Genomic DNA, 22,609 nt, shown 5'->3' on the forward strand with positions numbered 1-22,609 from the left:
AAGGGCGATTTTTTGGATTGAATCCCTTATTATATGGGAATTGCCTCCCTCAACCGGTTTTACCTGGACGTTTCATGTCTTCTCTGTATCAAAACACCCCCAATTCCGCCGAGCAGGACGCGCGCCTGGCACTGCTGACCGAATGGCTGGGCACGACGGGCCTGGTGGACACCGGTTCGCGCCGGCCGGCCTCGTCGGATGCGAGTTTCCGCCGCTACTTCCGCCTCGATGTGGCGCCCGCGCTACGCGCGAAACTGGGCGACACGCTGATCGCCATGGACGCCCCGCCGGAGCGCGAAAACGTGCCCGCCTTCATCCACGTGCAAGGCTTGCTGCAGGACGCCGGCGTCACCGTGCCGGCCATCGTCGCACGCGACGTCGAGCGCGGTTTCCTGCTGCTGTCGGACCTCGGCACCACGACTTACCTGCAGCGTCTCGATGCCGACAATGCCGCCTTCATGTACTCGGATGCGGTCGATGCCCTGATCAAGTTCCAGATGGCCAGCCGCCCGGGCGTGCTGCCCGAGTTCGACCGTGCCTTCGTGCTGCGCGAAATGAACCTGTTCCCCGAGTGGTACATCGGGCGCCACCTGGGCGTGACCCTGGACGAGAAACAGCAGGCGCAACTCGATAAAGTGTTCGAGGCGATCACGTCGAACGTGCTGGCCCAGCAGCAGGTGTTCATGCACCGCGATTTCCACTCGCGCAACCTGATGTTCCTCGACAGTGGCAACCCGGGCGTGCTCGACTTCCAGGACGCCGTCTACGGCCCCGTCACCTACGACCTCGGCTCGCTGCTGCGCGACGCCTACATCCAGTGGGACGAAGAGATCGTGCTCGACTGGGTCGTCCGTTACTGGCAAAGCGCCAAGCAGGTCGGCCTGCCGGTGAACCCGGACATCGACGCCTTCTACCGCGACTTCGAGTTCATGGCCCTGCAGCGCCACCTGAAGATCCTCGGTATCTTCTGCCGCCTGAACTACCGCGACGGCAAGGCGATCTACATGGGCGACTTGCCGACCGTGCTCGACTACGTGCGCAAGACCGCCAACCGCTACACTGAACTCAAGCCGCTGCTGCGCCTGCTCGACGCGTTCGAGGACAAGGCACCGCAGGTCGGCTACACCTTCTGATTTTCCGGATAGCCCCATGAAAGCCATGATCCTCGCTGCCGGCCGCGGCGAACGCATGCGTCCGCTGACGGACGCCTGCCCGAAACCCCTGCTGGAAGTGCGCGGCCGTCCGCTCATCGTCTGGCACATCCTGAACCTGGTGCGCGCAGGTATCCACGACATCGTCATCAACCACTCCTACCTCGGCCACATGCTCGAGGAGGCGCTGGGCGACGGCAGCCAGTACGGCGCGCGCATCCAGTATTCGCACGAACCGACCCCGCTGGAAACGGCGGGTGGCATCGCCAACGCCCTGCACCTGCTTGGCGACGAGCCTTTCGTGGCGCTGTCGGGCGACATCTACGCACCCTATTTCGATTTCACGCAGGTGTTCGACGCGCTGCCGGACAAGGACGCGGTCGGCCAGCCTATCCCCGCGGATAAACGCGACATCGCCTGGCTGTACCTGACACCGAACCCGTGGCACAACCCTGAAGGCGACTTCGGCATCGACATGTATACGCTCTCGAACGAGGGCGATCCGAAGTGGAATTTCGGGAACATCGGCGTGTATCGCCGCGAAATGTTCGACGGCATCGCCCCGGGCGAATTCGTCAAGTTCGGCCCGCTGATGCGCAAGTTCATCGCGCAAGGCCGCGTCGGCGGCGAAATCTACCACGGTCCCTGGGTCAACGTCGGCACCGTGCGCCAGCTCGAGGAACTCAACGCGCCGCTGGCGAAGAGGTCGGGCCAGTGACCCCGTTTGCCGCCCGCCGCGCGCGCCCGGTCGAGGCCATGGAGCCAGGCGCCGTGGCGGTGCTGGCCACTGCGCCGGGAACCGTGCGCAACGGCGACGCCGACTACCCGTACCGGCACGACAGCTATTTCTATTACCTCAGCGGTTTCACCGAGCCGGAAAGCGTGCTGGTACTGGTGGCCGCGCAGGGAAGTACGCCCGCGCGTTCGATCCTGTTCTGCCGTCCGAAGGATGTCGAGCGCGAGATCTGGGACGGTTTCCGCCACGGCCCCGAGGCCGCGCGCACGGCCTTCGGCTTCGACGAGGCCTGGCCTGTGTCGGAACTCGATGCGCAGATGGCCTGCCTGCTGGCCAACGCCCCTGCCCTGTACTACGCGATCGCGCAGAATGCGGCGCTCGATGCGCAAGTGGCTGGCTGGCTGAAAGCCGTACGCGCGCAGTCGCGCAGCGGCGTGACGGCGCCAGGCCGCAGCCACCACCTGTTGGCGCTGCTCGACGAGATGCGCCTGGTAAAAGACGAGAGCGAGCAGGCGCTGATGGCGCGCGCGGCCGCCATCTCGGGCGGCGCCCACGCGCGCGCCATGCGTGCTGCCCGTCCCGGCATGTTCGAGTACGAACTCGAGGCCGAGCTGCTCCACGAATTCCGCCGCCATGGCGCCCAGGCCCCGGCCTATACCCCGATCGTCGCCAGCGGCGCCAACGCCTGCATCCTGCACTACAGCGCCAACAACACGCAGACCCGGGACGGCGACCTGGTGCTGATCGACGCCGGCTGCGAATTCGACAGCTATGCCGCCGACATCACGCGCACCTTCCCGGTGAACGGGCGTTTCAGCGAACCACAAAAGCGCTTGTATGAACTGGTGCTGCGCGCCCAGGAAGCGGCACTTGCCGCCATCGTCCCCGGCCGGCCCTACAGCGACGTGCACGACGCGGCGGTGAATGTGCTGGTCGAGGGCATGCTCGAACACGGCCTGCTCGATCGCGCGAAATATGGCAGCGTCGACAACGTGCTGGCCGAGCGCGCCCATACCCGCTTCTACATGCACGGCACCGGCCACTGGCTGGGACTGGACGTGCACGACACCGGCAGCTACCGCGACCTGGCGCGCGAAGGCAAGCCTTCGCGGCCTCTCGTGCCGGGCATGGCGCTGACAGTGGAGCCGGGCATTTATGTGCGTCCTGGGCCGGACGTGCCCGAGCAGTTCTGGCACATCGGCATCCGCATCGAGGACGATGTGATCGTCGGCGATGCGGGGGCGCGGGTGCTCTCGGACGCGGCACCGAAAACGGTGCCTGACATCGAAGCGGCAATGAAGGGAGCGTGAAGATGGAGCAGCACCAGGACAATGTCGATATCGCCATCTGCGGCGCCGGGCCGGTCGGCCTGGTTCTGGCGGCGCTGCTGGCGCGGCGCGGCATCGAGGGCAAGCGCATCGCCCTCATTGATGCGCGCGCGCTCGGCCAGTCAATTTCCGACCCGCGCTCGATCGCGCTGGCCTGGGGCAGCCGCCTGCTGCTCGAGGAAGTCGGCGCCTGGCCGCTGTCGTCCACAAACGCATCCACGCCCATCCACAGCATCCACGTCTCGCGCCGCGGCCACTTCGGGCGCAGCCTGATGGACCGCAGCGAACACGACCTGGAGGCGCTCGGCTACGTCACCCGCTACGGCGAGGTCGTCGATGCGCTGGCCCGTGCGGTCGACCGCGCCGGCGTGCAGGTGATCCGTCCGGCCCGCGTTGCCGCGCTCGACGAAGGCGGCGAACACGTCACCTTGAGGCTCGACGACGGCCGTACCGTGACTGCGCAGGTGGCGGTCGGTGCCGAAGGCGGCGTGTTCGGCCAGCAGGAAGACAAATCGCAGACGCGCGATTATGGCCAGAGCGCCGTCATCGCCCGCGTCACGGCCGCCAGCCCGATCCCGCATCGCGCCTTCGAGCGTTTTACCGACGAAGGCCCGCTGGCGCTGCTGCCGCAGGACGGCGCTGACGGCCATGGCTACGCGCTGGTCTGGTGCGTCGCTCCGGCGCGCGCCGAGCAGTTGCAGGCGATGGAGGAAGCGCGCTTCGGATGAATTGAAAGAGGCCTTTGGCGGCCGCCTTGGGCGTTTTACCCGGGTATCGCCACGGATCACCTATCCGCTCGGCCTGAACGCCGAAGCGCGCGCTACCACGCGCACGGTCGCCATTGGCAACGCGGCGCAGACCCTGCACCCGGTGGCCGGACAAGGCCTGAACCTCGGCCTGCGCGACGCCGCCGTGCTGGCACGCCTGCTGGCACGCTGTCCCGGACCGGAAGCCGTGCAGCGTTTCCTCGACGAGCGCGCGCAAGACCGCAAGCTCACCATCGCCCTGACCGACACGATGGCGCGCGCCTTTGTCGGCAGCGGGCCGCTGCAATCGGTGCTCGGCCTGGGCCTGGCGGCGCTCGACGCCGTGCAGCCGGCGCGCACGCTGCTGGCCGAACTCATGATGTACGGGCGGCGCGGCGGGTCGTCGTTCATGCCGCACCGGCAAGGGTAGTTCGCAGTACAGCGGCAGCGTATGCAAGGGGACGCCAGCAGCCATCGTTCGTAGGGTGGACTCCCGAGTCCACGCGTTGCAGCGCGTGAACGTCGAAACGATGGTTCGATCGGCAAAGCGTGCCCACCCTGCGACTTGAGGTCCGTCCATCGAAATACCGTTTCGATCCGCATGCGCCGCACCGCGTGGGCACGGAGTGCCCACCCTACGCCGCAGCAGCCCAAGCCACCGTAGGGTGGGCTCTTGAGCCCACGCGGTGTCATCGTCAGTTCATCGGCGTCGCGGACAAGGTATCGCAGACCCAACCTGGTCTCGCCTGGTCGCGACATGAATGCATTTCCACTGTCGTTCACGGCGCCTCTCATTCACTGGTAAGACAGCGTGGGGTCATTGAAGCCGGGGGCTTCAATGACAAGCCCACCCTACGACAAGTACGCCTACCCTCCCGTCACCAAAGATTGCGTCAATTTTTCTTGACACGGTTTGCGCTGTCAATTAATCTTGACACGTCAAGAAGTCTTGACAAGCTGCTCGACCAGGGAGACCCATGACCACCACCGCCACACCCACCGAACTGTCTGCCACCCAGCGCGCCAGCCTGCATCGCGCCATTGAATCGGCCGTGATCGACCATGCGTCGCTCAGCAAGGACCCAGGTGACGAGGCGCTCAATGCCTCGCGCCTGGTTGCCGCCAGCAGCGCGGGTTTGCAGATCTGCGAGGGCTTGCAGAAGGAAGCCGTGCAGCGTGCACGTGGCGCCGGGCGCTCGTGGGCCGAACTCGGGGCGCTGATGGGCATCACGCGCCAGGCCGCGCAGCAGCGCTTCGCCCCGTCGGCATCGAAAGAGTGGTTCACCAAGGAGTGGGTGGCCGTGCATGAAGGACACGAAATCATCGTGCGCAATTCGTGGACGGGCGGCGCCAGGCTGTTCGTCGACGGCGTACAGGTCGCCGAAAACCGCGAGTTCCTCGCGCTCGACAAGCGCCGCGTGATGATGTCGGCGCAGGTCCCGCGCAAGGACGGCTCGGCCTTCCTGGTCGAGATCCATGCGTATGCGCTGCTCACCGTCAGCGTCAAGATTGTCGTGGACGGGAAACAGATCGGGGGAGAGGTGTTCTAAGGGGCGGGTGACCGGGTGTGGCCGATCACCATCGGGCGGCACAGCCGCACGGCCTACGCCGTCGAATAAGCGCGCAGCGCGTGAATGAGACCCCCGGCCTCATTCACTCCACGGCCTTCACCATCGACTCGATCACCTTCTTCGCGTCGCCAAACACCATCATCGTGTTCGGCTGGTAGAACAGGTCGTTGTCCAGGCCTGCGTAACCCGATGCCATCGAGCGCTTGTTGACGATAATGCTTTTCGCTTTATAGGCTTCGAGGATCGGCATGCCGGCGATCGGCGATTTCGGATCCTTTGCCGCCGGGTTGACGACGTCGTTCGCGCCCAGCACCAGCACCACGTCGGTCTGGCCGAATTCTCCGTTGATGTCTTCCATCTCGGCGACCTGGTCGTAGGGCACCTCGGCTTCGGCCAGCAGCACGTTCATGTGGCCCGGCATGCGCCCGGCCACCGGGTGGATGGCGTAGCGCACCGTCACGCCGTGGGCGGTGAGTTTATCCACCAGTTCCTTCACCGTGTGCTGGGCGCGCGCCACGGCCAGGCCGTAGCCCGGCACGATGATCACGGATTCGGCGTTCTGCAGGATGAAGGCGGCATCCTCGGCCGAGCCGGACTTCACCGGGCGCTGCTCTTTCGCGCCGCCGGTATCGACGGCCGCCTCGCCGCCGAAGCCGCCCAGGATGACGTTGAAGAAGGAGCGGTTCATCGCCTTGCACATGATGTACGAGAGGATGGCCCCGCTCGAGCCCACCAGCGAGCCGGCGATGATCAGCATCGAATTATTCAGCGAAAACCCGATGCCTGCCGCCGCCCAGCCCGAGTACGAGTTCAGCATCGACACCACCACCGGCATGTCGGCGCCGCCGATCGGGATGATGATCAACACGCCCAGCAAAAACGAGAGCGCGGCCATGATGGCGAACGGCGTCCAGGCCGGCGCCACCGCCTCGTCGAAGCAGAACACGAGGCCGAGGGCGACGATGGCAATCGCGATGACGAGGTTCAGGATGTGCTGGCCGCCAAAGCGCACCGGCGCGCCCTGGAACAGGCGGAACTTGTATTTGCCCGACAGCTTGCCGAAAGCGATCACGGAACCCGAGAAGGTGACGGCACCGACGAAGGTGCCGATGAAGAGCTCCAGGCGGTTGCCGAAGGGGAGCGCCTGGCCGCGGGTGGCGATGTTGAAGGCCCAGGGCTCGGACACGGCGGCAATCGCGATGCAGACGGCCGCAAGACCGATCAGGGAGTGCATGGCCGCGACCAGTTCCGGCATCTTCGTCATCTCGACCCGCTTGGCAGCCAGCGCGCCGATCGCGCCGCCGCCGGCCACGCCGAGGAGCACCAGCGGGAAGCCCATGCGTCCGCCGGTCACCGCGCCATAGGCGAATTCGGCCTGCAGCTTGAAGATCAGGGCGACCGTGGTGGCCACCGCGATGGCCATGCCGGCCATGCCGAAGGTGTTACCGAGGCGTGCGGACGAAGGCGAGGACAGGCCTTTGAGCGCCTGGATGAAACATACCGAGGCCACCAGGTAGAACAGCGTGACCATGTTCATGCTGATGTGATTCATGCGCCCTCCTTCGCGGCCTGGATCTTCTGCGCCGTGCCCGCGTCAAGCGCGCGCTTCGGTTCCTTCTTCTTGAACATCTCCAGCATGCGCTGGGTGACGAGGAAGCCGCCGAACACGTTGACGGCCGCCAGCGCGACGGCGATCGTGCCCATGGTCTGGCCCAGCGCGCCTTCGGTCAGGCCTGCCGCCAGCATGGCGCCGACGATGATGATGGCGGAGATGGCGTTGGTGACGGCCATCAGCGGCGTGTGCAGCGCGGGCGTGACGGTCCAGACGACGTGGTAGCCGACGTAGATGGCCAGCACGAAGATGATCAGGTTGATGATGGTGTGGCTGATTTCCATGGGGGTTCCTTTTCCTATACCTTATTTGCGCAACACTTCGCCGTCGAGGCAGAGCAGCGTGGCGCGAACGATCTCGTCCTCGCGGTCGATCACCAGCTTGTCTTCCTTGTCGATGACGAGCTTCAGGAAGTCGAGCACGTTGCGCGCGTACAGGGCCGAGGCGTCGGCCGCCACCAGCGCCGCCAGGTTCGGCTCGCCGATGATGTGCACGCCATGTTTTACCACCGTCTTGCCCGCTTCCGTCAGCGGGCAGTTGCCGCCCTGCTCGATCGCCATGTCGACGATGACGGAGCCCGGCTTCATCGCCTGTACCGTTTCTTCGCGAATCAGGATCGGCGCGGCGCGGCCGGGGATCAGCGCGGTGGTGATGATGATATCGGCCAGTTTCGCCCGCTCGTGCACCAGCTCCGCCTGGCGCCGCATCCAGTCCGCCGGCATCGAGCGCGCATAGCCGCCCACGCCTTGCGCGATCTCGCGCTCTTCGTCGGTCAGAAAAGGCACGTCGATGAATTTCGCGCCCAGCGACTCGACCTGCTCTTTGACTGGTGGACGGACGTCCGAGGCTTCGATCACGGCGCCCAGGCGTTTCGCCGTGGCGATCGCCTGCAGGCCGGCGACACCCACGCCCATGATCAGCACGCGCGCCGCTTTCACGGTGCCGGCGGCCGTCATCAGCATCGGCATGAAGCGCTGATAGGTGTTCGCCGCCAGCATCACGGCCTTGTAGCCGGCGATGTTTGCCTGGGAGGACAGCACGTCCATCGACTGCGCGCGGGTGATGCGCGGCGCCGCTTCCAGCGCGAACGCGGTCAGGCGGCTCGCTGCCATGGCGGCGATGTTCTCGCTGTCGAAAGGATTGAGCATGCCGACGACCACGGTGCCGGGACGCATGCGCGCGTTCGGCCTCGTTCGGGGCGCGTACTTTCAGGACCAGGTCGGCCGCGAAGGCCTCGTCGGCGCCGCCGATGCTGGCCCCGGCCGCGGCATAGGCCTCGTCCGTGACCGCCGCATGCAGCCCGGCGCCGCTTTGTACGACGACCTGGTGTTTCCCCGTCAGTTTCTTGACTGTTTCCGGAGTTGCCGCTACGCGGGTCTCGCCCGGCCGTGTTTCGGCCGGAATGCCGATTCTCATGCATTCCTCCTTGCTGTTGATGTTATCTTCACAATCTAACACGTAAACACAGCCATTCTCACCACCAGAAGTGACAGGCTGGAACCTATTTCAGTAGAGAGGAGGAAGTTGATGACAGTGCATGGCGAGCGAGGGCAAGGCGCGAGGAGGCCGCATGGCGAGCCATGCAACGACGAGCAACGCAGCACCCGCTTGTCAGGCGCGTCAGCAACGACTCATTCTCTACTGAGATAGGTTCCGGGCAAGACGGGTAGTTTGCGCCCGAAAGCGATACAGCCTGGCGGCAAGGTCGCGTTTTTTTGTATCAAATCAAGGCTTTTGGCGTATTTTTGCTGCACTGCACACGTACTGGCGAGCAACGGTTTGCGCCGCGCTGTAGAATATCGGCTCATTTGTCGAGGACGCGCATGACCCATACCTTCAGACCGTCAGTCACCGTTGCCGCCATCATCGAACGCGATGGCCGTTTCCTGCTGATCGAGGAAGAGACGAGCGAAGGCATCAAGCTGAACCAGCCGGCCGGCCACCTCGATCCGTATGAATCGCTCGAACAGGCGGTCGTGCGCGAAGCGCTGGAAGAAACAGCGCACGAATTCATCCCGAACGGGCTGGTGGGCATGTACATGTCGCGCTATTACTCGAAATCGCGCAATGCCGACGTCACCTATTTGCGCTTCACCTTCTGCGGCAGCGCCGGCAAACAGTACGACCAGCCGCTCGACGAAGGCATCCTGCGTACACTGTGGATGACGCGCGACGAAATCGCGGCCTCCAGCCATCGCCACCGCAGCCCCATCGTGCTGCAATGCGTGGACGATTACCTGGCTGGCAAGCGCACCGACCTGGGCCTGCTCTACACCCATCCCTCGGTATTTGCAGAAGAGTTAACAACGGACCGGACGTAACATGAGCAAGAAAAAAGTCGTGATCGGGATGTCGGGCGGCGTCGACTCCTCGGTCGCGGCCTGGATGCTGAAGGAACAGGGCTACGATGTCGTCGGCCTGTTCATGAAGAACTGGGAAGACGACGACGATTCCGAATACTGCTCGACGCGCCAGGACTGGATCGACGCGGCCAGCGTGGCCGACGTGGTCGGCGTCGACATCGAGGCGGTCAATTTCGCCGCCGAATACAAGGACCGCGTGTTCGCCGAATTCCTGCGCGAATACCAGGCCGGCCGCACGCCGAACCCGGACGTCCTCTGCAACGCCGAAATCAAGTTCAAGGCCTTTCTCGACCACGCGATGAAGCTCGGTGCCGATTTGATCGCCACCGGCCACTACGCACGCGTGCGCGAAAACCCGCTTGGACAATTCGAGCTGCTCAAAGCCTTCGACCACACCAAGGACCAGAGCTATTTCCTGCACCGCCTGAACCAGGCGCAGTTGTCGAAGTCGCTCTTCCCGCTTGGCGAAATCCCGAAGACGGAAGTGCGCAAGATCGCCGAAAAGCTCAAACTCCCGAACGCGGCGAAAAAGGATTCGACCGGCATCTGCTTTATCGGCGAGCGCCCTTTCCGCGAATTCCTGAACCGCTACCTGCAGCACAAGCCGGGCCCGATGAAGCTCGATAACGGGCAGACCGTCGGCGAACATATCGGCCTGTCCTTCTATACGCTCGGCCAGCGCAAGGGCATTGGCATCGGCGGCCTGAAGTCGCACAAGAATGCGGATGGCACCAGCGAGCCGTGGTTCGTCGCGCGCAAGGACGTGGCGACCAATACGCTGTACATCGTGCAGGGTCACGACCACCCGTGGCTGTTATCAAGCAGGCTGGAAGCCGGCCAGGCCAGCTGGGTCGCAGGCGAAGCGCCGGCCCGCGGCATGCTGTCGGCCAAGACGCGCTACCGCCAGGCCGACGTGCCCTGCGAAGTGCTGGCCGATGGGCCGGACCGTTTCGCGCTCGATTTCCTTGAGCCGCAATGGGCGGTCACGCCGGGCCAGTCCGCCGTGCTCTACGACGGCGACATCTGCCTCGGCGGCGGCATCATCGACGGCGCCCTCGGCGCCTGAACACCGGTGGGGCCGCCCGGTCCCGCCTCTCTCCTCTCTCCGTTCCCTGCCCGCGCTGCCGCAGGCGCCTGCTTTTGCACGTCTGGCAACTTGCACGCCCTGTTTTGGTGCCGACGCAACACATTTTGTACATTCAAGGGATATTTCGCAGTCTCGCCTTGAGTTTCCACTGGGCAAGCCGTTACTCTTCATTGCCATCCGGCAAAATCGAAACCGGCCACCCTCTGACGGGACGTTTTTACTGGTTTTGAGAAAATCATAGAAAACGTCAATAACATGAACATTGCAAACTTGCGTGTCCGCACGCGCCTCTTCGCCGGCTTCGGCATCCTCTGCGCCTTCCTTCTCGTCATCGTCCTGTTCAGCACGGCCATGCTCGCCCGCATCAACCAGGACACCAGCGACATCGCCAACGACCGCATGCCGAAGATCGCGGCTTCGCATGCCGTCCTGACGGAGGTGAACACGATTTCGATCGCCTTGCGCAACATGATGCTCAACGCCGACCCGGCCGACCGTGCCGCACAAACCGCGGACATCCAGAAAGCGCGCGCCGCGATCGATGCCACCCTGGCCGAACTGCAGCAGACCATCGCCAGCGTCGAAGGCAAGGCTCTGATGAGCACCAGCCTCGACTACAACGCGAAGGCGGTCACCGCGCAGGATGCCCTGCTGCGCCATATCAGCGCCGGCGAGCTCGACCAGGCCGCCGCCTTCCTGAAGGATCAGTACCGCCCGCTGCTGGGCGAATACCGCAAGGCCCTGAACGCGCAGATCACGCTGCAAAGCAGCCTGGCTACCAAGGCCGTCGCCGAAGCGGGGCGTACCTATGACAATACGGTGCGCACGATGGTCGCCCTGGCCGTGGTGATCCTGGTCCTGGCCGGCCTGATCGCCTGGCGCATCACGATATCGATCACCCGTCCGGTGGCGCGCGCGCTGGCGATTGCCGAAACCGTCGCCGCGGGCGATCTCACCAGCCAGATCGAAGTGAACACGACGGATGAACTCGGCCAGATGTTGTCAGCACTGAAGAAGATGAACGAAAGCCTGGTCGCCACCGTCTCGACGGTGCGCACCGGTACCGACCTGATCGCATCGGCCTCGTCGCAGGTGGCCGCCGGCAGCCTCGACCTGTCAAGCCGCACCGAGCAGCAGGCCAGCGCGCTCGAGGAAACGGCGTCCTCGATGGAAGAGCTGACCTCGACCGTGAAGCAGAACGCGGAGAACGCGCGCCAGGCCAGCACCCTCGCCGACGCCGCCTCCACGGTCGCCGAACGCGGCGGCCATGTGATCAGCCAGGTCGTCGGCACCATGGATGCGATCAACGATTCGTCGGCGCGCATCACCGACATCATCGGCGTCATCGACGGCATCGCCTTCCAGACGAATATCCTGGCGCTCAATGCCGCCGTGGAAGCGGCCCGGGCCGGCGAGCAGGGCCGCGGCTTCGCGGTCGTCGCCAGCGAGGTACGCAACCTGGCGCAGCGTTCGGCTGCCGCGGCGAAAGACATCAAGGGCCTGATCGCCGATTCCAGCAGCAAGGTCGGCGACGGCAGCCGCCTCGTCGGCGAAGCCGGCGACACGATGCAGGAGATCGTCGACAGCATCCGCCGCGTCACCGACATCATGGGCGAAATCAGTGCCGCCAGCCGCGAGCAGAGTGCCGGCATCGAGCAGATCAACCAGGCCGTCAACCAGATGGACCAGGTGACCCAGCAGAACGCCGCGCTGGTCGAGGAAACCTCGGCCGCCGCGGACGCGATGCGCAGCCAGGCAGCGACGCTGGCAACCACGGTGGCGGTGTTCCGTACCGGCGGCGATGCCGGCCGTGTCCAGCCAGCGGCAGCGGCAGCGGCCGCCGCCGCCAAGGCCCCGCGCCTGTCCAGGCCGGCGGTACCGCGCACGAGCGCCAAGCCGCAGGCGAGCGCCAACGTGCAGGCGGGCGCAGGCAAGGCGCAATTGGCGAGCGCCGGTGCCGACGGCTGGGAAGAGTTTTAAGCGAGCGTTCCGGAACGCGTGCCGGCTGCCCGTCCGGACGGCAGGCGCTAACGACGGCGCAGCGATAGTCGCTGCGCCGTTTTCATTTGCACGGTACTGTGGCGGACTTCAGGCGCAGGCCAGGGCCGCGCTCTTGCACTTCGCACGCGGACGCGCCGGTGCTGCTTCGGCGCGAATCCAGCGCGCGAATTCTTCCGGGGCCAGCGGCCTGGCATACAGATAGCCCTGCACCTGGTCGCAGCCGGCGCCGGCAAGGAAGCGCGCCGCCGATGCCGTCTCCACGCCCTCGGTCACCACCACCTGGCCCAGGTCGTGCGCCAGCGTGATCATGGTGCCGACCAGCGCGCGCCTGCGCTCGTCGCTGTCGACGTCGCGGATGAAACTCTGGTCGATCTTGACGACCTTCGCCGGCACGCTTTGCAGGTAGGCCAGGCTGCTGTAGCCGGTGCCGAAATCGTCGATCGCCAGCTGCACGCCGCTCGTAGCCAGCGCTTCCGGGGTGGCGCCGGCCAGCGCGCGGTTGGTCATCAGCGCGCTTTCCGTGATCTCGAGCGCCAGCGCGCCCGGTTCCAGGCCGTGCGCACGCAGCCGCGCCAGGACGTGTTCGCAAAAGTCCGGCTCGAGCAAATTCACAGCCGAGACATTGACCGCCAGCTGCAGGTGCATGCCGGCGGCGTGCCATTGCGCCAGCTGGCGCAGCGCCTGCTCGATCACCCAGCGCGTGGTGGCGCGCGCCAGGAAAGTCTGCTCGATCACGGGGAAGAATTCGCCGGGCGAGATGTCGCCCAGCACCGGATGGCGCCAGCGCAGCGGGCCTCGGCGCCATGGCAGCGGCCCGTTGCCAGCTCGACCTTCGGCTGGAACACCAGGCGCAGCTGGCTGTCGTCCGCGAGCGCCGCACCGAAGTCGTTGACGATGCGGAAGTGGCGCATGAAGGCGGCGTTCTGCTCGGCCGAGAACAGGCGCACCCGGTCCGAGCCTTCGATGGCGTCGTGGGCGGCGCTGAACAGGTCGCGCAGCAGGTCGACCGGATCGGCCTGGCCGACCGCGAACGGCACCACGCCGATCGTGGTGGTGGTGACGAAGCGGGCAATGGTCGTGCCGGCGCGCAGGTCGAGCCAGGCATGCAGCCACTCGCAAAAGCGTGCGGGATCGACATCCGGCTCGGCCACGAAGGCGAACTGGGTCGTCCCCACGTGGTACAGCTTGCGCGCCGGACCGAGCGCCGCGCGCAGCATGCGCGCCGTCTCCAGCACGATCTCGTCGACATACGAGGTGCCCATCGCGCGCACTGCGCTGCTGAGCTGTTCGGGCGTGGCCAGGCTCACCAGCGCGGCGAAGCGCGGCTCGCCGGCCGGCCGCTCGAGCGCCAGGTCGGCCAGGTCCTCGGCGAACTGGTTGCGGTTGGGGACGCCGCTGACCGGGTCGATGCGGCCGATCGCATGCTGCAGCTCGATCTGCGCCATCACCATCGCGGCCAGGTCGGCCAGGCCGGCGCGCTCGCGGTCGCCGATACTGCGCGGCTGGAGGCCGAGCACGCACATCGCGCCCAGGCAGTAGCCATCGCGCGTCATCAGGGGCGCGCCGGCATAGAAACGCACGCCGCTGGCGGCCAGGTTGCTGTCGCGGTAGTAGGGATCTTCCCGCAGGTCGGGAATCACCAGCAGGGCGCCGCTGTCGGCCACCTGCGCGCAGGGCGCGCGTTCGCGCGGGATTGCGCGATGGTCCACGCCGACGCGCGACTTGAACCACTGGCGGTTGGCGTCGGTGAGCGACACCGCCGCGATCGGCAGCTGGAACAGCTGGGCGGCCATGCGGGTGATGCGGTCGAAGGCTTCGTTCGGTGGCGTATCGAGCAGGTCGAGCTTGTGCAGCGCGTCGAGGCGGGCTGCTTCCGGTGCCGGCAGGTGTTGATGACTCATGGCGATCCTTGTCCACTGCCGGCCGGGGCCGATCTATAAATGATGAAAATGATGAATTCATTCTGATCGTCAAATTGCCTTGCGTCAACAATTATTTGCCATTCTGGCAGATTTGCGACAGAATTGTCCCTGCTCAGCAATAATGCCGTGGCGAGCATCATCATTTCCGGCAATTTTGTTGTTTCCGCCGGTAAAATAGCGAACAGTTATCGCAATCCTGGAAAAACCAACATGCACGCGTCCCTTCTTGACGACGCCGCCGGCAGCGATCCGGTCCTGACCACGCGCCAGGCGGCCCAGCTGCTCGGCATCGCCGTCAGCACCGCCCAGCTGTGGATCGAAAACGGCGTCCTGCCGGCCTGGAAGACGCCGGGCGGACACCGCCGCATCCGCCTGAGCGACGTCAGCGCCCTGCTGCGCGAGCGCGGCAGCCTGCACGCCGAGCCGGCGGCGCACGCCCGCGACTTTCTGCCGGCCGCCACGACCGTCCTGCCGGCCCAGGAGCAGGCACGCCTGGCGGCGCTGCGTGCGAGCGGCCTGGTCGACGCTGCGCCAAAGGCGGTGTTCGACCGCCTGACCTGGCTGGCGGCGCAGGTGACGGCCTGCCCGTTGGCGGCGCTGACGCTGGTGACGGCCCAGCGCCAGCTGTTCAAGTCGCGCGTCGGCATCGCCCTGCTCGAGACGGCGCGTGAAGACGCGTTCTGCAACGGGACGATCCTGCGCGACGAGCCGATGGTGGTGCCGGATGCGCGCCTGGACGCGCGCTTTGCCGCCAGTCCGCTCGTCACCGGCGCGCCGTATGTACGTTTCTATGCCGGGGTGCCGCTGCGCGACGCCCACGGCTACCGGCTGGGCGCCTTGTGCGTGATGGACCACGAGCCGCGCCGTCTGCGCGAGCGCGAAATGCGCGCGCTGGGCGAACTGGCCGCGATCGCGATGGACGAGATCAGGCGTCGCTAGGGTTGGCGTTGGAGCTGGCGTTCGCCTGCTGCTTGCGCACGGCGGCGATGACGGTGTTGCGGATGGTTTTCAGCACCGCATCGGCCTTGAAGGGCTTGACGATGAAGCCGTGCACGCCGCGTGCGAGGGCGGCTTCGATGGTCGGCGCGTCGAGCGTACCGGAGACCATGAAGATGAAGGATTTCGGCAGCAAGGCGCGCAGCTGTTCGACCACGTCGCTGCCGTCCTCGACCTGCTCGCGCGCGATGCAGACCAGCTGGGGGCGGAATCTGGTGGCCAGCTGCAGCGCGCCCTGGCTCGTGTGGCCCTGGCCGACGACCTCGTAGCTGCCATCGGTGAGCACCGTATTCAACAGTCCGCGCGAAATCGCATTCGCGTCCACTATCACTGCCTTGAGCATTGCCCCGTCCTTACGTATGTCAGTGTGAATCGTAAGCCAGCATCTTCCACGTGACGCCCAGGCGCACGTCGGTTTTCAGCTCCACGAGCTGGCGCGACAGCAGCAGGATGTCGCGCTCGGCGCGCAGGCGCTCGCCCAGCGGCGTTTTCAGGATGCCGGCGCCGGCCATCACCGCATCCAGGCTGCCATAAGCATTGAGCAAGCGCGCCGCCGTCTTCATGCCGATTTTCGACACGCCCGGCACGCCGTCGGTGGCGTCGCCCATCAGCGCCAGCAGGTCGTGCAGCAGTTCGGGCGCCACGCCGAAACGCGCGCACCCAGGCGTCATCATGCCACTCGCCCTTGAAATGATCCCACACCAGTGCGCCGTGCGCGCGATCAGCACGTGCAGGTCCTTGTCGGTGGTGGCGACGATCGCCTCGCCGCGGTTTTCGGTCAGCCAGCGCATCACGCAGGTGGCGACGACGTCGTCGGCCTCGACCTCGGGCACGGTCACCACCGGCACGCCGGCCCCTGCAGGCGCGCGTGGAATTCCGGCAGCGCGTCGCGCAGGAACGCGGGCATCGGCGCGCGGTGTTCCCGGTAGCGCGGGTACAGGGCGTGGCGCCAGGTCGGGCCGCCGTAGTCGAAGGCGGCCAGCACGTGGGTCGGCGCGTGAGCGTCGAGCAGATTGCGGAAGGACGAGAACGCATGGCGCAAGGCGATGCTGGCCTTCAGGTCGGAGTCGGGCTCCGGGCTGGCTTCGTAGACCCGGCGCACGATGTTCAGGCCGTCGATCGCGAGCAGCTTCGCCATGCGTGCTTACCGTGCGTAGTCGTACTTGCCGCCGCGCTCGAGGGCGCGGATGTAGGCGGGGCGGGCGTGGATGCGTGCCAGGAAGGCCGTCAGGCGCGGGTACTGCGCCCCCAGCCCGGCGCGCGCGCTTGCGGCCTCCAGCGGGAAACTCATCTGGATGTCGGCGGCGGAGAATTCGTTCCCGGCGAACCAGCCGCACGTGGCGAGTTCGGATTCCAGGTAGCCCAGCTGGGCCTGGATATTCGGGTGTACCAGGGTGTCCTTGACCTTGCGCGCGATGGTGCGCGCGATCGGCTTGGCGAAGAAGGGCATCGGACCATTCTCGATGCGGTCGAACACGAGCTTCATCAGGAGCGGCGACATCGCCGAGCCCTCCGCAAAGTGCAGGAAATAGGTGTACTTCAGTTTTTCGGGCGTGCCGGCCGCAGGCACGAAACGCCCCTTGCCGTAGCGTTCGACCAGGTACTCGATGATCGCACCGGATTCGGCCACGACGGTGTCGCCATCCGTGATGACGGGCGACTTGCCGAGCGGGTGCACCGCGCGCAGTTCGGCGGGCGCAAGCATCGTCTTCGGGTCGCGCTGGTACTTTTTGATCTCGTAGTCCAGGCCGAGTTCCTCGAGCAGCCACAGGATGCGCTGCGAGCGCGAATTGTTCAGGTGATGGACGATGATCATGGCGCAAGGGCGGCAAAAGGAAGGACCCTTAGCTTAGCACTGTTGCGTGATTACAAAAAGATGGGCAGCCAATCGCCTGCCTTGCGCCCGCGCCACGGCACCGTTCGTCAGCGCACCGAGGCGCCCTGCCGCCCCCTCTATGATGGGCCCATGGGTGCAATCTACATTGGCATATCCGGCTGGCGCTACACGCCCTGGCGCGGCGTGTTCTATCCTCCCGGCCTGGTGCAGACGCGCGAGCTCGACTACGCCTCGCGCCAGTTGCCGACCATCGAGATCAACGGCTCCTTCTACTCCCTGCAGCGGCCCGAAAGCTACGCGGCCTGGTACCGCGCCACGCCGCCGGGTTTCGTGTTCGCGGTAAAGGGCAACCGCTTCATCACCCACATGCTGAAGCTGAACGACATCGAGGGACCGCTGGCCAATGTGCTGGCCTCGGGCGTGTTCGAGCTGCGCGAAAAACTCGGGCCTTTCCTGTGGCAGTTCCCGCAGATGGTGAAATTCGATCCGGAGCGCTTCGAGCATTTCCTGAGCCTGCTGCCGCAGGATACCGAGGCCGCCCTTGCACGCGCACTGCAATACCAGCCGCGCATGGAGGGCAAAGTGTCGCTGGTGATGGATGCGAAGCGCCCCATGCGCCACGCCGTCGAGATCCGCCACGAGAGTTTCGAGGACGCCCGCTTCATCGCCCTGCTGCGCAAGTACAAGGTGGCGCTGGTGGTCGCCGACACCGCCGGCCGCTGGCCGCATGTCGAGGACGTGACCGCCGACTTCGTCTACATCCGGCTACATGGCGACAAGGAACTGTATGCCAGTGGCTATGACGACGAGGCGATCGAGCAGTGGGCCGCGCGCATCCGCGCATGGAGGACGGGCGGGCAGCCAAAGGAAGACCGCTGCGTGTCCGCGCACGCGCCGCCGAAGCGCACCAGCCGGGATGTGTACTGCTATTTCGATAACGATATCAAGGTGCATGCGCCGTACGATGCGCAGCGGCTGATTGCGGCGCTCGGGCTGGCTGACGCACCGCTTGATTCTTCGAATACGTAGGGTGGAGTCCTGACTCCACGCTTTACACCTGCATACCACCACCGCCTACTCCAAATCCGCGTCCGCAATGTCCGGCGCCCCCGCCCAATCCGCCGAATAAATCCCATCCCGAACATAACGATGGAAGGTCGAATACGGCCAATCGCCAACCCGCCTGGCCTGCCCATGCTTGACCGGGTTGAAATGGATGTAATCCACATGCTTCTCCATGTCGAACTCATCGCGAATCTGGTGCTCCCAAAACCGCCGTTGCCAGATCGTCGATTCATTGCGCTGCCTCGCTGCCCGCGTCAGCAGGCTGGGATCATGTAGCCGGTCCCTGCAAGCGTTGACAACATGACGTTTGATTTCCGCCCAACGCGCCGCGTAGTCGGGATCCCCTTCCGGCAGGGTCCAGATGCAGTGCATGTGGTCAGGCATGAGTACCCAGGCGTCGATCCCAAAAGGCCGAGTCAGGCGTACGGTCTGGATCGCGTCATGCAAGGCGGTGCGCAGTATCGGCGCGCAGAGGATGGTGCGGCGGCGGTAGGCGACGACCGTGAAGAAATAGGTGGAGCCAGCGAATTGGCGGCGGTAGCGGGGCATGGTGCGGCATCGTAGGGCGATGCAGCGCGGGCGCGCTGTTTTACGTCAATCGGACGAGTGGAACCGGTAACATTTGCCGGCGGTGAAACGCGTGGAGTCGGGACTCCACCCTACGGTTATCTCTTGTCGTGGATTTTAATAACGCGATGGCTGTTACCTGGCGGCGGCGTCAATTCCTCCGGCGTCTCGCAGGTATTACAACTCTTGCACCCGCCCCCGCAGCTGTCGGCCGTATCGAGCCAGCGCACCAGCTTCGACTCCGCCCCGCCGGTCGACAGGCGGTTGACGATGCGCACGCGCCACGCGGCCGGCAGGTATTTGGCGCCGACGTAGACGGCGGCGCACACCACGACCAGAGCGACGACGAGTTCCTGCCACATGTCAGCCTCCGCCGAGTGCCAGCGCGACGCGGTAGGTGATGAAGGAAGCGGCGTAGGCCAGCGCGAACATGTAGCCGGCCATCATCCAGGCGTATTTGGCGCTGCCGGTTTCGCGGCGCACCACCGACAGCGTCGACAGGCACTGCGGCGCATACACGTACCAGGCCAGCAGCGACAATGCAGTCGCCATCGACCAGGAGCCGGCGATCAGGGGCCCCAGCGTGTTGGCGACGTCGTCGCCGGAACCGGACAGCGCGTACACGGTGCCGAGCGCGCCGACCGCCACTTCGCGCGCGGCCATCCCGGGCACCAGGGGCGATGCAGATCTGCCATCCAAAGCCGATCGGCTCGAAGATCACCGCCAGCGCGCGGCCCAGCATGCCGGCCACGCTGTAGTAGATCGGCGGCTGCGTGGCGCCTTCGGGCGCGCCCGGGAAGCTCGACAGGAACCAGACCAGCACCATCAGCGTCAGGATGATGGTACCGACGCGCATCAGGAAGATCTTCGCGCGTTCCCACAGGCCCAGGGCCAGCGTCGGCAGGTGCGGCCAGTGATAGGCCGGGAGTTCCAGCATCAGCGGATGCTGGCCGCTGCCGCTGCGGCGTTTCATGTACCAGGCAACCAGCATCGCGCTGACGATGCCGAGTGCGTAGAGGACGAACAGCACCAGGCCCTGCAAATTCATGAAGCCGCCCACCTGGCGGTCGGGAATGAAGGCGGCAATGATCAGGGCGTACACGGGCAGGCGCGCCGAGCAGGTCATCAGCGGCGCGATCATGATCGTTACCAGGCGGTCGCGCGGATTCTGGATGGTGCGCGCGGCCATCACGCCGGGAATCGCGCAGGCAAACGAGGACAAGAGCGGAATGAAGGCGCGGCCGGACAGCCCCACGCCGCCCATCATCCGGTCGAGGAGGAAAGCGGCGCGCGGCAGGTAGCCGCAGTCTTCCAGGATCAGGATGAAGAAGAACAGGATCAGGATCTGCGGCAGGAACACGAGCACGCCGCCGACGCCGGCGATGAGGCCGTCGACGATCAGGCTGCGCAGCGGGCCTTCGCTCATCGCTCCGCCAATCCATTGTCCGATGCTGTCGACGGTATTCGTGATCAGGTCCATCGGCGCTTCGGCCCAGCTGAACACGGCCTGGAAGATCACGAACATCAATACGGCCAGGATGAGCGGACCGGCCACCGGATGCAGGACCACGTGGTCGATCTGCTCCGACAGGTTGCCGGTGTCGTGGGCGTGGCTGGTGCAGGCGGCCAGGATGCGGCGCACTTCGCGCTGGGTCTGTTCGACCGGCACGGTATCGATGGCGGACAGCGCTTTCGGCTGGACCGATGCGTCCAGCGGCATGCGGTCCAGCGCTTCCAGCAATGCGCTTTCGCCGCCGGCCTGGATGGCCACCGTCTCGACCACGGGCATGCCCAGCTCGCGCGACAGCTTTACCGTGTCGATCTCGATGCCGCGCTTTTTCGCGACATCGACCATGTTCAGGGCCAGCAGCATCGGCAGGCCGAGGCGCTGGATCTCCAGCACCAGGCGCAGGTTCAGGCGCAGATTGGTGGCGTTGACGACACAGACGACGGCGTCCGGTGCGCGCTCGCCGGCGCGCAGGCCGGCGACGACATCGCGCGTGATGGCTTCATCCGGCGTTTGCGCCGACAGGCTGTAGGCACCGGGCAGGTCGAGCACGCGCAGCGCGCGGCCGGCGGGAGAAGTAAAACTGCCTTCCTTGCGTTCGATGGTGACGCCGGCGTAGTTGGCGACTTTCTGGCGCGCGCCGGTCAGGCGGTTGAACAGGGCGGTCTTGCCGCAGTTCGGATTACCCAGCAATGCGATCAGGGGCGAACCCGTCGCCACCTGTTGTTCCATGACACCCATCGATTATTCCGGCTGGATGGAAACGAGCGCCGCCTCGAACTTGCGCAGCGCAAAAGTCGATTCGCCGACCTTCACCGCCACCGGGCCGCCCGGCAGGCCGCGCTTGAGCATGCGGATGCGTTCGCCCGGCACGAAACCGAGCTCCATCAGGCGGCGCGGTACGTCCGCCATGCCCTGGGCACTGGGGGCGATATGGATCACGGTCGCACTCTGCCCGGCCTTCAGGGCATCGAGTGTAGTCAAGGTGGGAGCGAGAGTCATGGCGGCGGTCCGTAAGGAGAACGGTGATGAGTTAGCGCAGCATATGTAGCGCTGATGAGACAGATACTAGCATCATAAACCTAAATGCGAATTATTTCTATTTGCAGAAACGATCACACGACAAAACCGCTTGCGTTCGTCCAAAAGTTTCCGCAAAATAGAACACGAATGAGAACGATTCTCATTATTCAGTTGACAATGCCAGGAAGCCATCTCGATGATCGTCTGTGTCTGCAACAACATCTCCGACCGTGAAATCCGCCAGGCCGTCGACCTTGGCATCACCTCGATTGCCGCCCTGCGCGCGGAACTGGGCCTGGGCACCGACTGCGGCAAATGCATCAGCTATGCCCGTGAAGTCCTGCATGAAGCCCTCGACAGCAAGACGACTGTTACCGAACTGAGCCGCCAATCGTCGCAACCGGCCTGATCCGCCGTCTCTCGCGGCGCCGGCGATTCTGCCGCGCGCCCTGCCCTGCTTTGCTATGATTGTGGTAACCGATACCACAACAACAAGGCATATCATGAAGGGCGATCCCAACGTCATCCGGCTGCTCAACGCGCAGCTGACCAACGAGCTCACCGCCGTCAACCAGTACTTCCTGCACGCGCGGATGTACCGCCACTGGGGGTTCTTCAAGCTCGGCAAGAAGGAATACGACGAATCGATCGGCGAAATGAAACATGCCGACAAGTTGATCGACCGCATCCTGATGCTCGACGGCCTGCCCAACCTGCAGGCGCTGCATAAACTCCTGATTGGCGAAAACACCGAGGAAATGCTGGCCGCCGACCTGAAGCTCGAGCGCGCCGCCCAGCTGACCGTCAAGGAAGGCATCGCCGCCTGCGAAGCGGCCGCCGATTACGTCTCGCGCGACCTGCTGCTCGTCATCCTCGAAGACACCGAAGAGCATATCGAGTGGCTCGAGACCCAGCTCGACTTGATCGTCAAGGTCGGCATCCAGAATTACCTGCAGAGCCAGATGGTCGAGTAATGTCGTAGGGTAGGCGGGTCTCCCGCCTACGCGTTCAACCACAACCCGATCAGCCCGAACGCTCGCATCCGATTGAACGCGCGTTGGACGCGTAGGCAGGAAACCTGCCTACCCTACGCCCCT

Annotated in this window: 20 protein-coding genes and 4 pseudogenes; 12 read left to right on the forward strand and 12 right to left on the reverse strand. The window is 65.2% G+C overall.

Translation table 11 applies throughout. From position 1 onward, the window contains the following. Positions 1-74 precede the first annotated feature (74 nt). The 5 genes and pseudogenes from G4G28_RS23055 (at position 75) to G4G28_RS23075 (ending at position 5,511) form a co-directional block, all read left to right on the forward strand. Positions 75-1,133, forward strand: coding sequence for an aminoglycoside phosphotransferase family protein (locus tag G4G28_RS23055; protein WP_182990100.1), 1,059 nt, complete (start codon positions 75-77; stop codon positions 1,131-1,133). Between the two features lie 16 nt (positions 1,134-1,149). Then, on the forward strand, positions 1,150-1,869 hold the full coding sequence (murU, locus tag G4G28_RS23060) for an N-acetylmuramate alpha-1-phosphate uridylyltransferase MurU (RefSeq protein ID WP_182990101.1): 720 nt from the start codon (positions 1,150-1,152) through the stop codon (positions 1,867-1,869). Next, positions 1,866-3,197: a Xaa-Pro aminopeptidase gene (gene pepP / locus G4G28_RS23065; protein ID WP_183107861.1), complete on the forward strand. Its 1,332-nt coding sequence runs from the start codon at positions 1,866-1,868 to the stop codon at positions 3,195-3,197. The genes murU and pepP overlap by 4 nt, the downstream gene beginning before the upstream one ends. Before the next feature lie 2 nt (positions 3,198-3,199). Further along, positions 3,200-4,391: pseudogene (locus tag G4G28_RS23070) on the forward strand (FAD-dependent monooxygenase). A 547-nt stretch (positions 4,392-4,938) separates the two neighbouring features. Beyond that, the gene (locus G4G28_RS23075; protein ID WP_182990103.1) at positions 4,939-5,511 is read left to right on the forward strand and encodes a hypothetical protein; all 573 of its coding nucleotides are present in this window, start codon (positions 4,939-4,941) and stop codon (positions 5,509-5,511) included. Between the two features lie 103 nt (positions 5,512-5,614). Here G4G28_RS23075 and G4G28_RS23080 read toward each other — a convergent pair whose 3' ends face one another. The 3 genes and pseudogenes from G4G28_RS23080 to G4G28_RS23090 form a co-directional block, all read right to left on the reverse strand. Then, on the reverse strand, positions 5,615-7,084 hold the full coding sequence (locus tag G4G28_RS23080) for an NAD(P)(+) transhydrogenase (Re/Si-specific) subunit beta (protein WP_182990104.1): 1,470 nt from the start codon (positions 7,082-7,084) through the stop codon (positions 5,615-5,617). Beyond that, complete coding sequence (locus tag G4G28_RS23085) at positions 7,081-7,428, reverse strand: NAD(P) transhydrogenase subunit alpha (protein WP_182990105.1); 348 nt, start codon at positions 7,426-7,428, stop codon at positions 7,081-7,083. The genes G4G28_RS23080 and G4G28_RS23085 overlap by 4 nt, the downstream gene beginning before the upstream one ends. A gap of 21 nt (positions 7,429-7,449) precedes the next feature. Beyond that, positions 7,450-8,560, reverse strand: a pseudogene (locus tag G4G28_RS23090) (Re/Si-specific NAD(P)(+) transhydrogenase subunit alpha). Between the two features lie 407 nt (positions 8,561-8,967). Between G4G28_RS23090 and G4G28_RS23095 the strand changes: the two are divergent. The 3 genes from G4G28_RS23095 (at position 8,968) to G4G28_RS27800 (ending at position 12,574) form a co-directional block, all read left to right on the forward strand. Continuing rightward, positions 8,968-9,465 (forward strand): NUDIX hydrolase, encoded by a 498-nt coding sequence (locus G4G28_RS23095; RefSeq protein WP_182990107.1) that lies wholly within the window; start codon positions 8,968-8,970, stop codon positions 9,463-9,465. 1 nt (position 9,466) lies between these two features. Then, on the forward strand, positions 9,467-10,573 hold the full coding sequence (gene mnmA, locus G4G28_RS23100) for a tRNA 2-thiouridine(34) synthase MnmA (RefSeq protein WP_182990108.1): 1,107 nt from the start codon (positions 9,467-9,469) through the stop codon (positions 10,571-10,573). 276 nt (positions 10,574-10,849) lie between these two features. Then, a complete protein-coding gene (locus G4G28_RS27800) occupies positions 10,850-12,574 on the forward strand; it encodes a methyl-accepting chemotaxis protein (RefSeq protein WP_183107862.1) in 1,725 nt (574 codons plus the stop codon). A 108-nt stretch (positions 12,575-12,682) separates the two neighbouring features. On the opposite strand, the gene G4G28_RS27135 is transcribed toward G4G28_RS27800, so the two are convergent. Together G4G28_RS27135 and G4G28_RS27140 are read right to left on the reverse strand one after the other, a co-directional pair. After that, the gene (locus G4G28_RS27135) at positions 12,683-13,366 is read right to left on the reverse strand and encodes an EAL domain-containing protein (RefSeq protein ID WP_229507787.1); all 684 of its coding nucleotides are present in this window, start codon (positions 13,364-13,366) and stop codon (positions 12,683-12,685) included. Beyond that, on the reverse strand, positions 13,327-14,496 hold the full coding sequence (locus G4G28_RS27140; RefSeq protein WP_229507788.1) for a GAF domain-containing protein: 1,170 nt from the start codon (positions 14,494-14,496) through the stop codon (positions 13,327-13,329). Before G4G28_RS27140 ends, G4G28_RS27135 begins: the two co-directional genes overlap by 40 nt. A gap of 231 nt (positions 14,497-14,727) precedes the next feature. On the opposite strand from G4G28_RS27140, the gene G4G28_RS23115 reads away from it, so the two are divergent. Next, positions 14,728-15,456: a helix-turn-helix domain-containing protein gene (locus G4G28_RS23115; protein ID WP_183107863.1), complete on the forward strand. Its 729-nt coding sequence runs from the start codon at positions 14,728-14,730 to the stop codon at positions 15,454-15,456. On the opposite strand, the gene G4G28_RS23120 is transcribed toward G4G28_RS23115, so the two are convergent. The 3 genes and pseudogenes from G4G28_RS23120 to G4G28_RS23130 form a co-directional block, all read right to left on the reverse strand. Then, positions 15,443-15,856: an ANTAR domain-containing response regulator gene (locus tag G4G28_RS23120; RefSeq protein WP_182990112.1), complete on the reverse strand. Its 414-nt coding sequence runs from the start codon at positions 15,854-15,856 to the stop codon at positions 15,443-15,445. The genes G4G28_RS23115 and G4G28_RS23120 overlap by 14 nt on opposite strands. Before the next feature lie 19 nt (positions 15,857-15,875). Next, positions 15,876-16,651, reverse strand: a pseudogene (locus tag G4G28_RS23125) (5'-3' exonuclease H3TH domain-containing protein). A 6-nt stretch (positions 16,652-16,657) separates the two neighbouring features. Further along, on the reverse strand, positions 16,658-17,329 hold the full coding sequence (locus tag G4G28_RS23130; protein WP_182990113.1) for a glutathione S-transferase family protein: 672 nt from the start codon (positions 17,327-17,329) through the stop codon (positions 16,658-16,660). A gap of 150 nt (positions 17,330-17,479) precedes the next feature. On the opposite strand from G4G28_RS23130, the gene G4G28_RS23135 reads away from it, so the two are divergent. After that, positions 17,480-18,379, forward strand: coding sequence for a DUF72 domain-containing protein (locus G4G28_RS23135; protein WP_182990114.1), 900 nt, complete (start codon positions 17,480-17,482; stop codon positions 18,377-18,379). A 45-nt stretch (positions 18,380-18,424) separates the two neighbouring features. Here the strand turns inward: G4G28_RS23135 and G4G28_RS23140 are convergent, their stop codons facing one another. The 4 genes and pseudogenes from G4G28_RS23140 to G4G28_RS23155 form a co-directional block, all read right to left on the reverse strand. Next, entirely contained in the window at positions 18,425-18,964 is a 540-nt protein-coding gene (locus tag G4G28_RS23140) for a transposase (protein ID WP_182990115.1), read from the reverse strand. Between the two features lie 116 nt (positions 18,965-19,080). Beyond that, positions 19,081-19,344: a DUF6587 family protein gene (locus tag G4G28_RS23145; protein ID WP_182990116.1), complete on the reverse strand. Its 264-nt coding sequence runs from the start codon at positions 19,342-19,344 to the stop codon at positions 19,081-19,083. 1 nt (position 19,345) lies between these two features. Beyond that, a pseudogene (locus tag G4G28_RS23150) lies at positions 19,346-21,230 on the reverse strand (ferrous iron transporter B). Positions 21,231-21,233: 3 nt separating this feature from the next. Then, positions 21,234-21,491, reverse strand: a complete 258-nt coding sequence (locus G4G28_RS23155; protein WP_182990118.1) for a FeoA family protein — start codon at positions 21,489-21,491, stop codon at positions 21,234-21,236. 217 nt (positions 21,492-21,708) lie between these two features. Here G4G28_RS23155 and G4G28_RS23160 point away from each other — a divergent pair, with 217 nt between their 5' ends. Both G4G28_RS23160 and bfr read left to right on the forward strand, forming a co-directional pair. After that, positions 21,709-21,921, forward strand: coding sequence for a bacterioferritin-associated ferredoxin (locus tag G4G28_RS23160; protein WP_182990119.1), 213 nt, complete (start codon positions 21,709-21,711; stop codon positions 21,919-21,921). Positions 21,922-22,015: 94 nt separating this feature from the next. Then, a complete protein-coding gene (bfr, locus tag G4G28_RS23165) occupies positions 22,016-22,486 on the forward strand; it encodes a bacterioferritin (RefSeq protein ID WP_182990120.1) in 471 nt (156 codons plus the stop codon). Positions 22,487-22,609: the final 123 nt, after the last annotated feature.

Origin of the sequence: Massilia sp. Dwa41.01b, from assembly GCF_014171775.1 — a bacterium.
Classification (GTDB): domain Bacteria; phylum Pseudomonadota; class Gammaproteobacteria; order Burkholderiales; family Burkholderiaceae_D; genus Telluria.

Bases quoted from the DNA above. Each gene is read 5' to 3' on its own strand.
- G4G28_RS23055 (WP_182990100.1), top strand. From the start codon at position 75: ATGTCTTCTCTGTATCAAAACACCCCCAATTCCGCCGAGCAGGACGCG.
- murU (WP_182990101.1), top strand. From the start codon at position 1,150: ATGAAAGCCATGATCCTCGCTGCCGGCCGCGGCGAACGCATGCGTCCG.
- G4G28_RS23075 (WP_182990103.1), top strand. From the start codon at position 4,939: ATGACCACCACCGCCACACCCACCGAACTGTCTGCCACCCAGCGCGCC.
- G4G28_RS23080 (WP_182990104.1), bottom strand. From the start codon at position 7,084: ATGAATCACATCAGCATGAACATGGTCACGCTGTTCTACCTGGTGGCC.
- G4G28_RS23085 (WP_182990105.1), bottom strand. From the start codon at position 7,428: ATGGAAATCAGCCACACCATCATCAACCTGATCATCTTCGTGCTGGCC.
- G4G28_RS23095 (WP_182990107.1), top strand. From the start codon at position 8,968: ATGACCCATACCTTCAGACCGTCAGTCACCGTTGCCGCCATCATCGAA.
- mnmA (WP_182990108.1), top strand. From the start codon at position 9,467: ATGAGCAAGAAAAAAGTCGTGATCGGGATGTCGGGCGGCGTCGACTCC.
- G4G28_RS27800 (WP_183107862.1), top strand. From the start codon at position 10,850: ATGAACATTGCAAACTTGCGTGTCCGCACGCGCCTCTTCGCCGGCTTC.
- G4G28_RS27140 (WP_229507788.1), bottom strand. From the start codon at position 14,496: ATGAGTCATCAACACCTGCCGGCACCGGAAGCAGCCCGCCTCGACGCG.
- G4G28_RS23115 (WP_183107863.1), top strand. From the start codon at position 14,728: ATGCACGCGTCCCTTCTTGACGACGCCGCCGGCAGCGATCCGGTCCTG.
- G4G28_RS23120 (WP_182990112.1), bottom strand. From the start codon at position 15,856: ATGCTCAAGGCAGTGATAGTGGACGCGAATGCGATTTCGCGCGGACTG.
- G4G28_RS23130 (WP_182990113.1), bottom strand. From the start codon at position 17,329: ATGATCATCGTCCATCACCTGAACAATTCGCGCTCGCAGCGCATCCTG.
- G4G28_RS23135 (WP_182990114.1), top strand. From the start codon at position 17,480: ATGGGTGCAATCTACATTGGCATATCCGGCTGGCGCTACACGCCCTGG.
- G4G28_RS23140 (WP_182990115.1), bottom strand. From the start codon at position 18,964: ATGCCCCGCTACCGCCGCCAATTCGCTGGCTCCACCTATTTCTTCACG.
- G4G28_RS23145 (WP_182990116.1), bottom strand. From the start codon at position 19,344: ATGTGGCAGGAACTCGTCGTCGCTCTGGTCGTGGTGTGCGCCGCCGTC.
- G4G28_RS23155 (WP_182990118.1), bottom strand. From the start codon at position 21,491: ATGACTCTCGCTCCCACCTTGACTACACTCGATGCCCTGAAGGCCGGG.
- G4G28_RS23160 (WP_182990119.1), top strand. From the start codon at position 21,709: ATGATCGTCTGTGTCTGCAACAACATCTCCGACCGTGAAATCCGCCAG.
- bfr (WP_182990120.1), top strand. From the start codon at position 22,016: ATGAAGGGCGATCCCAACGTCATCCGGCTGCTCAACGCGCAGCTGACC.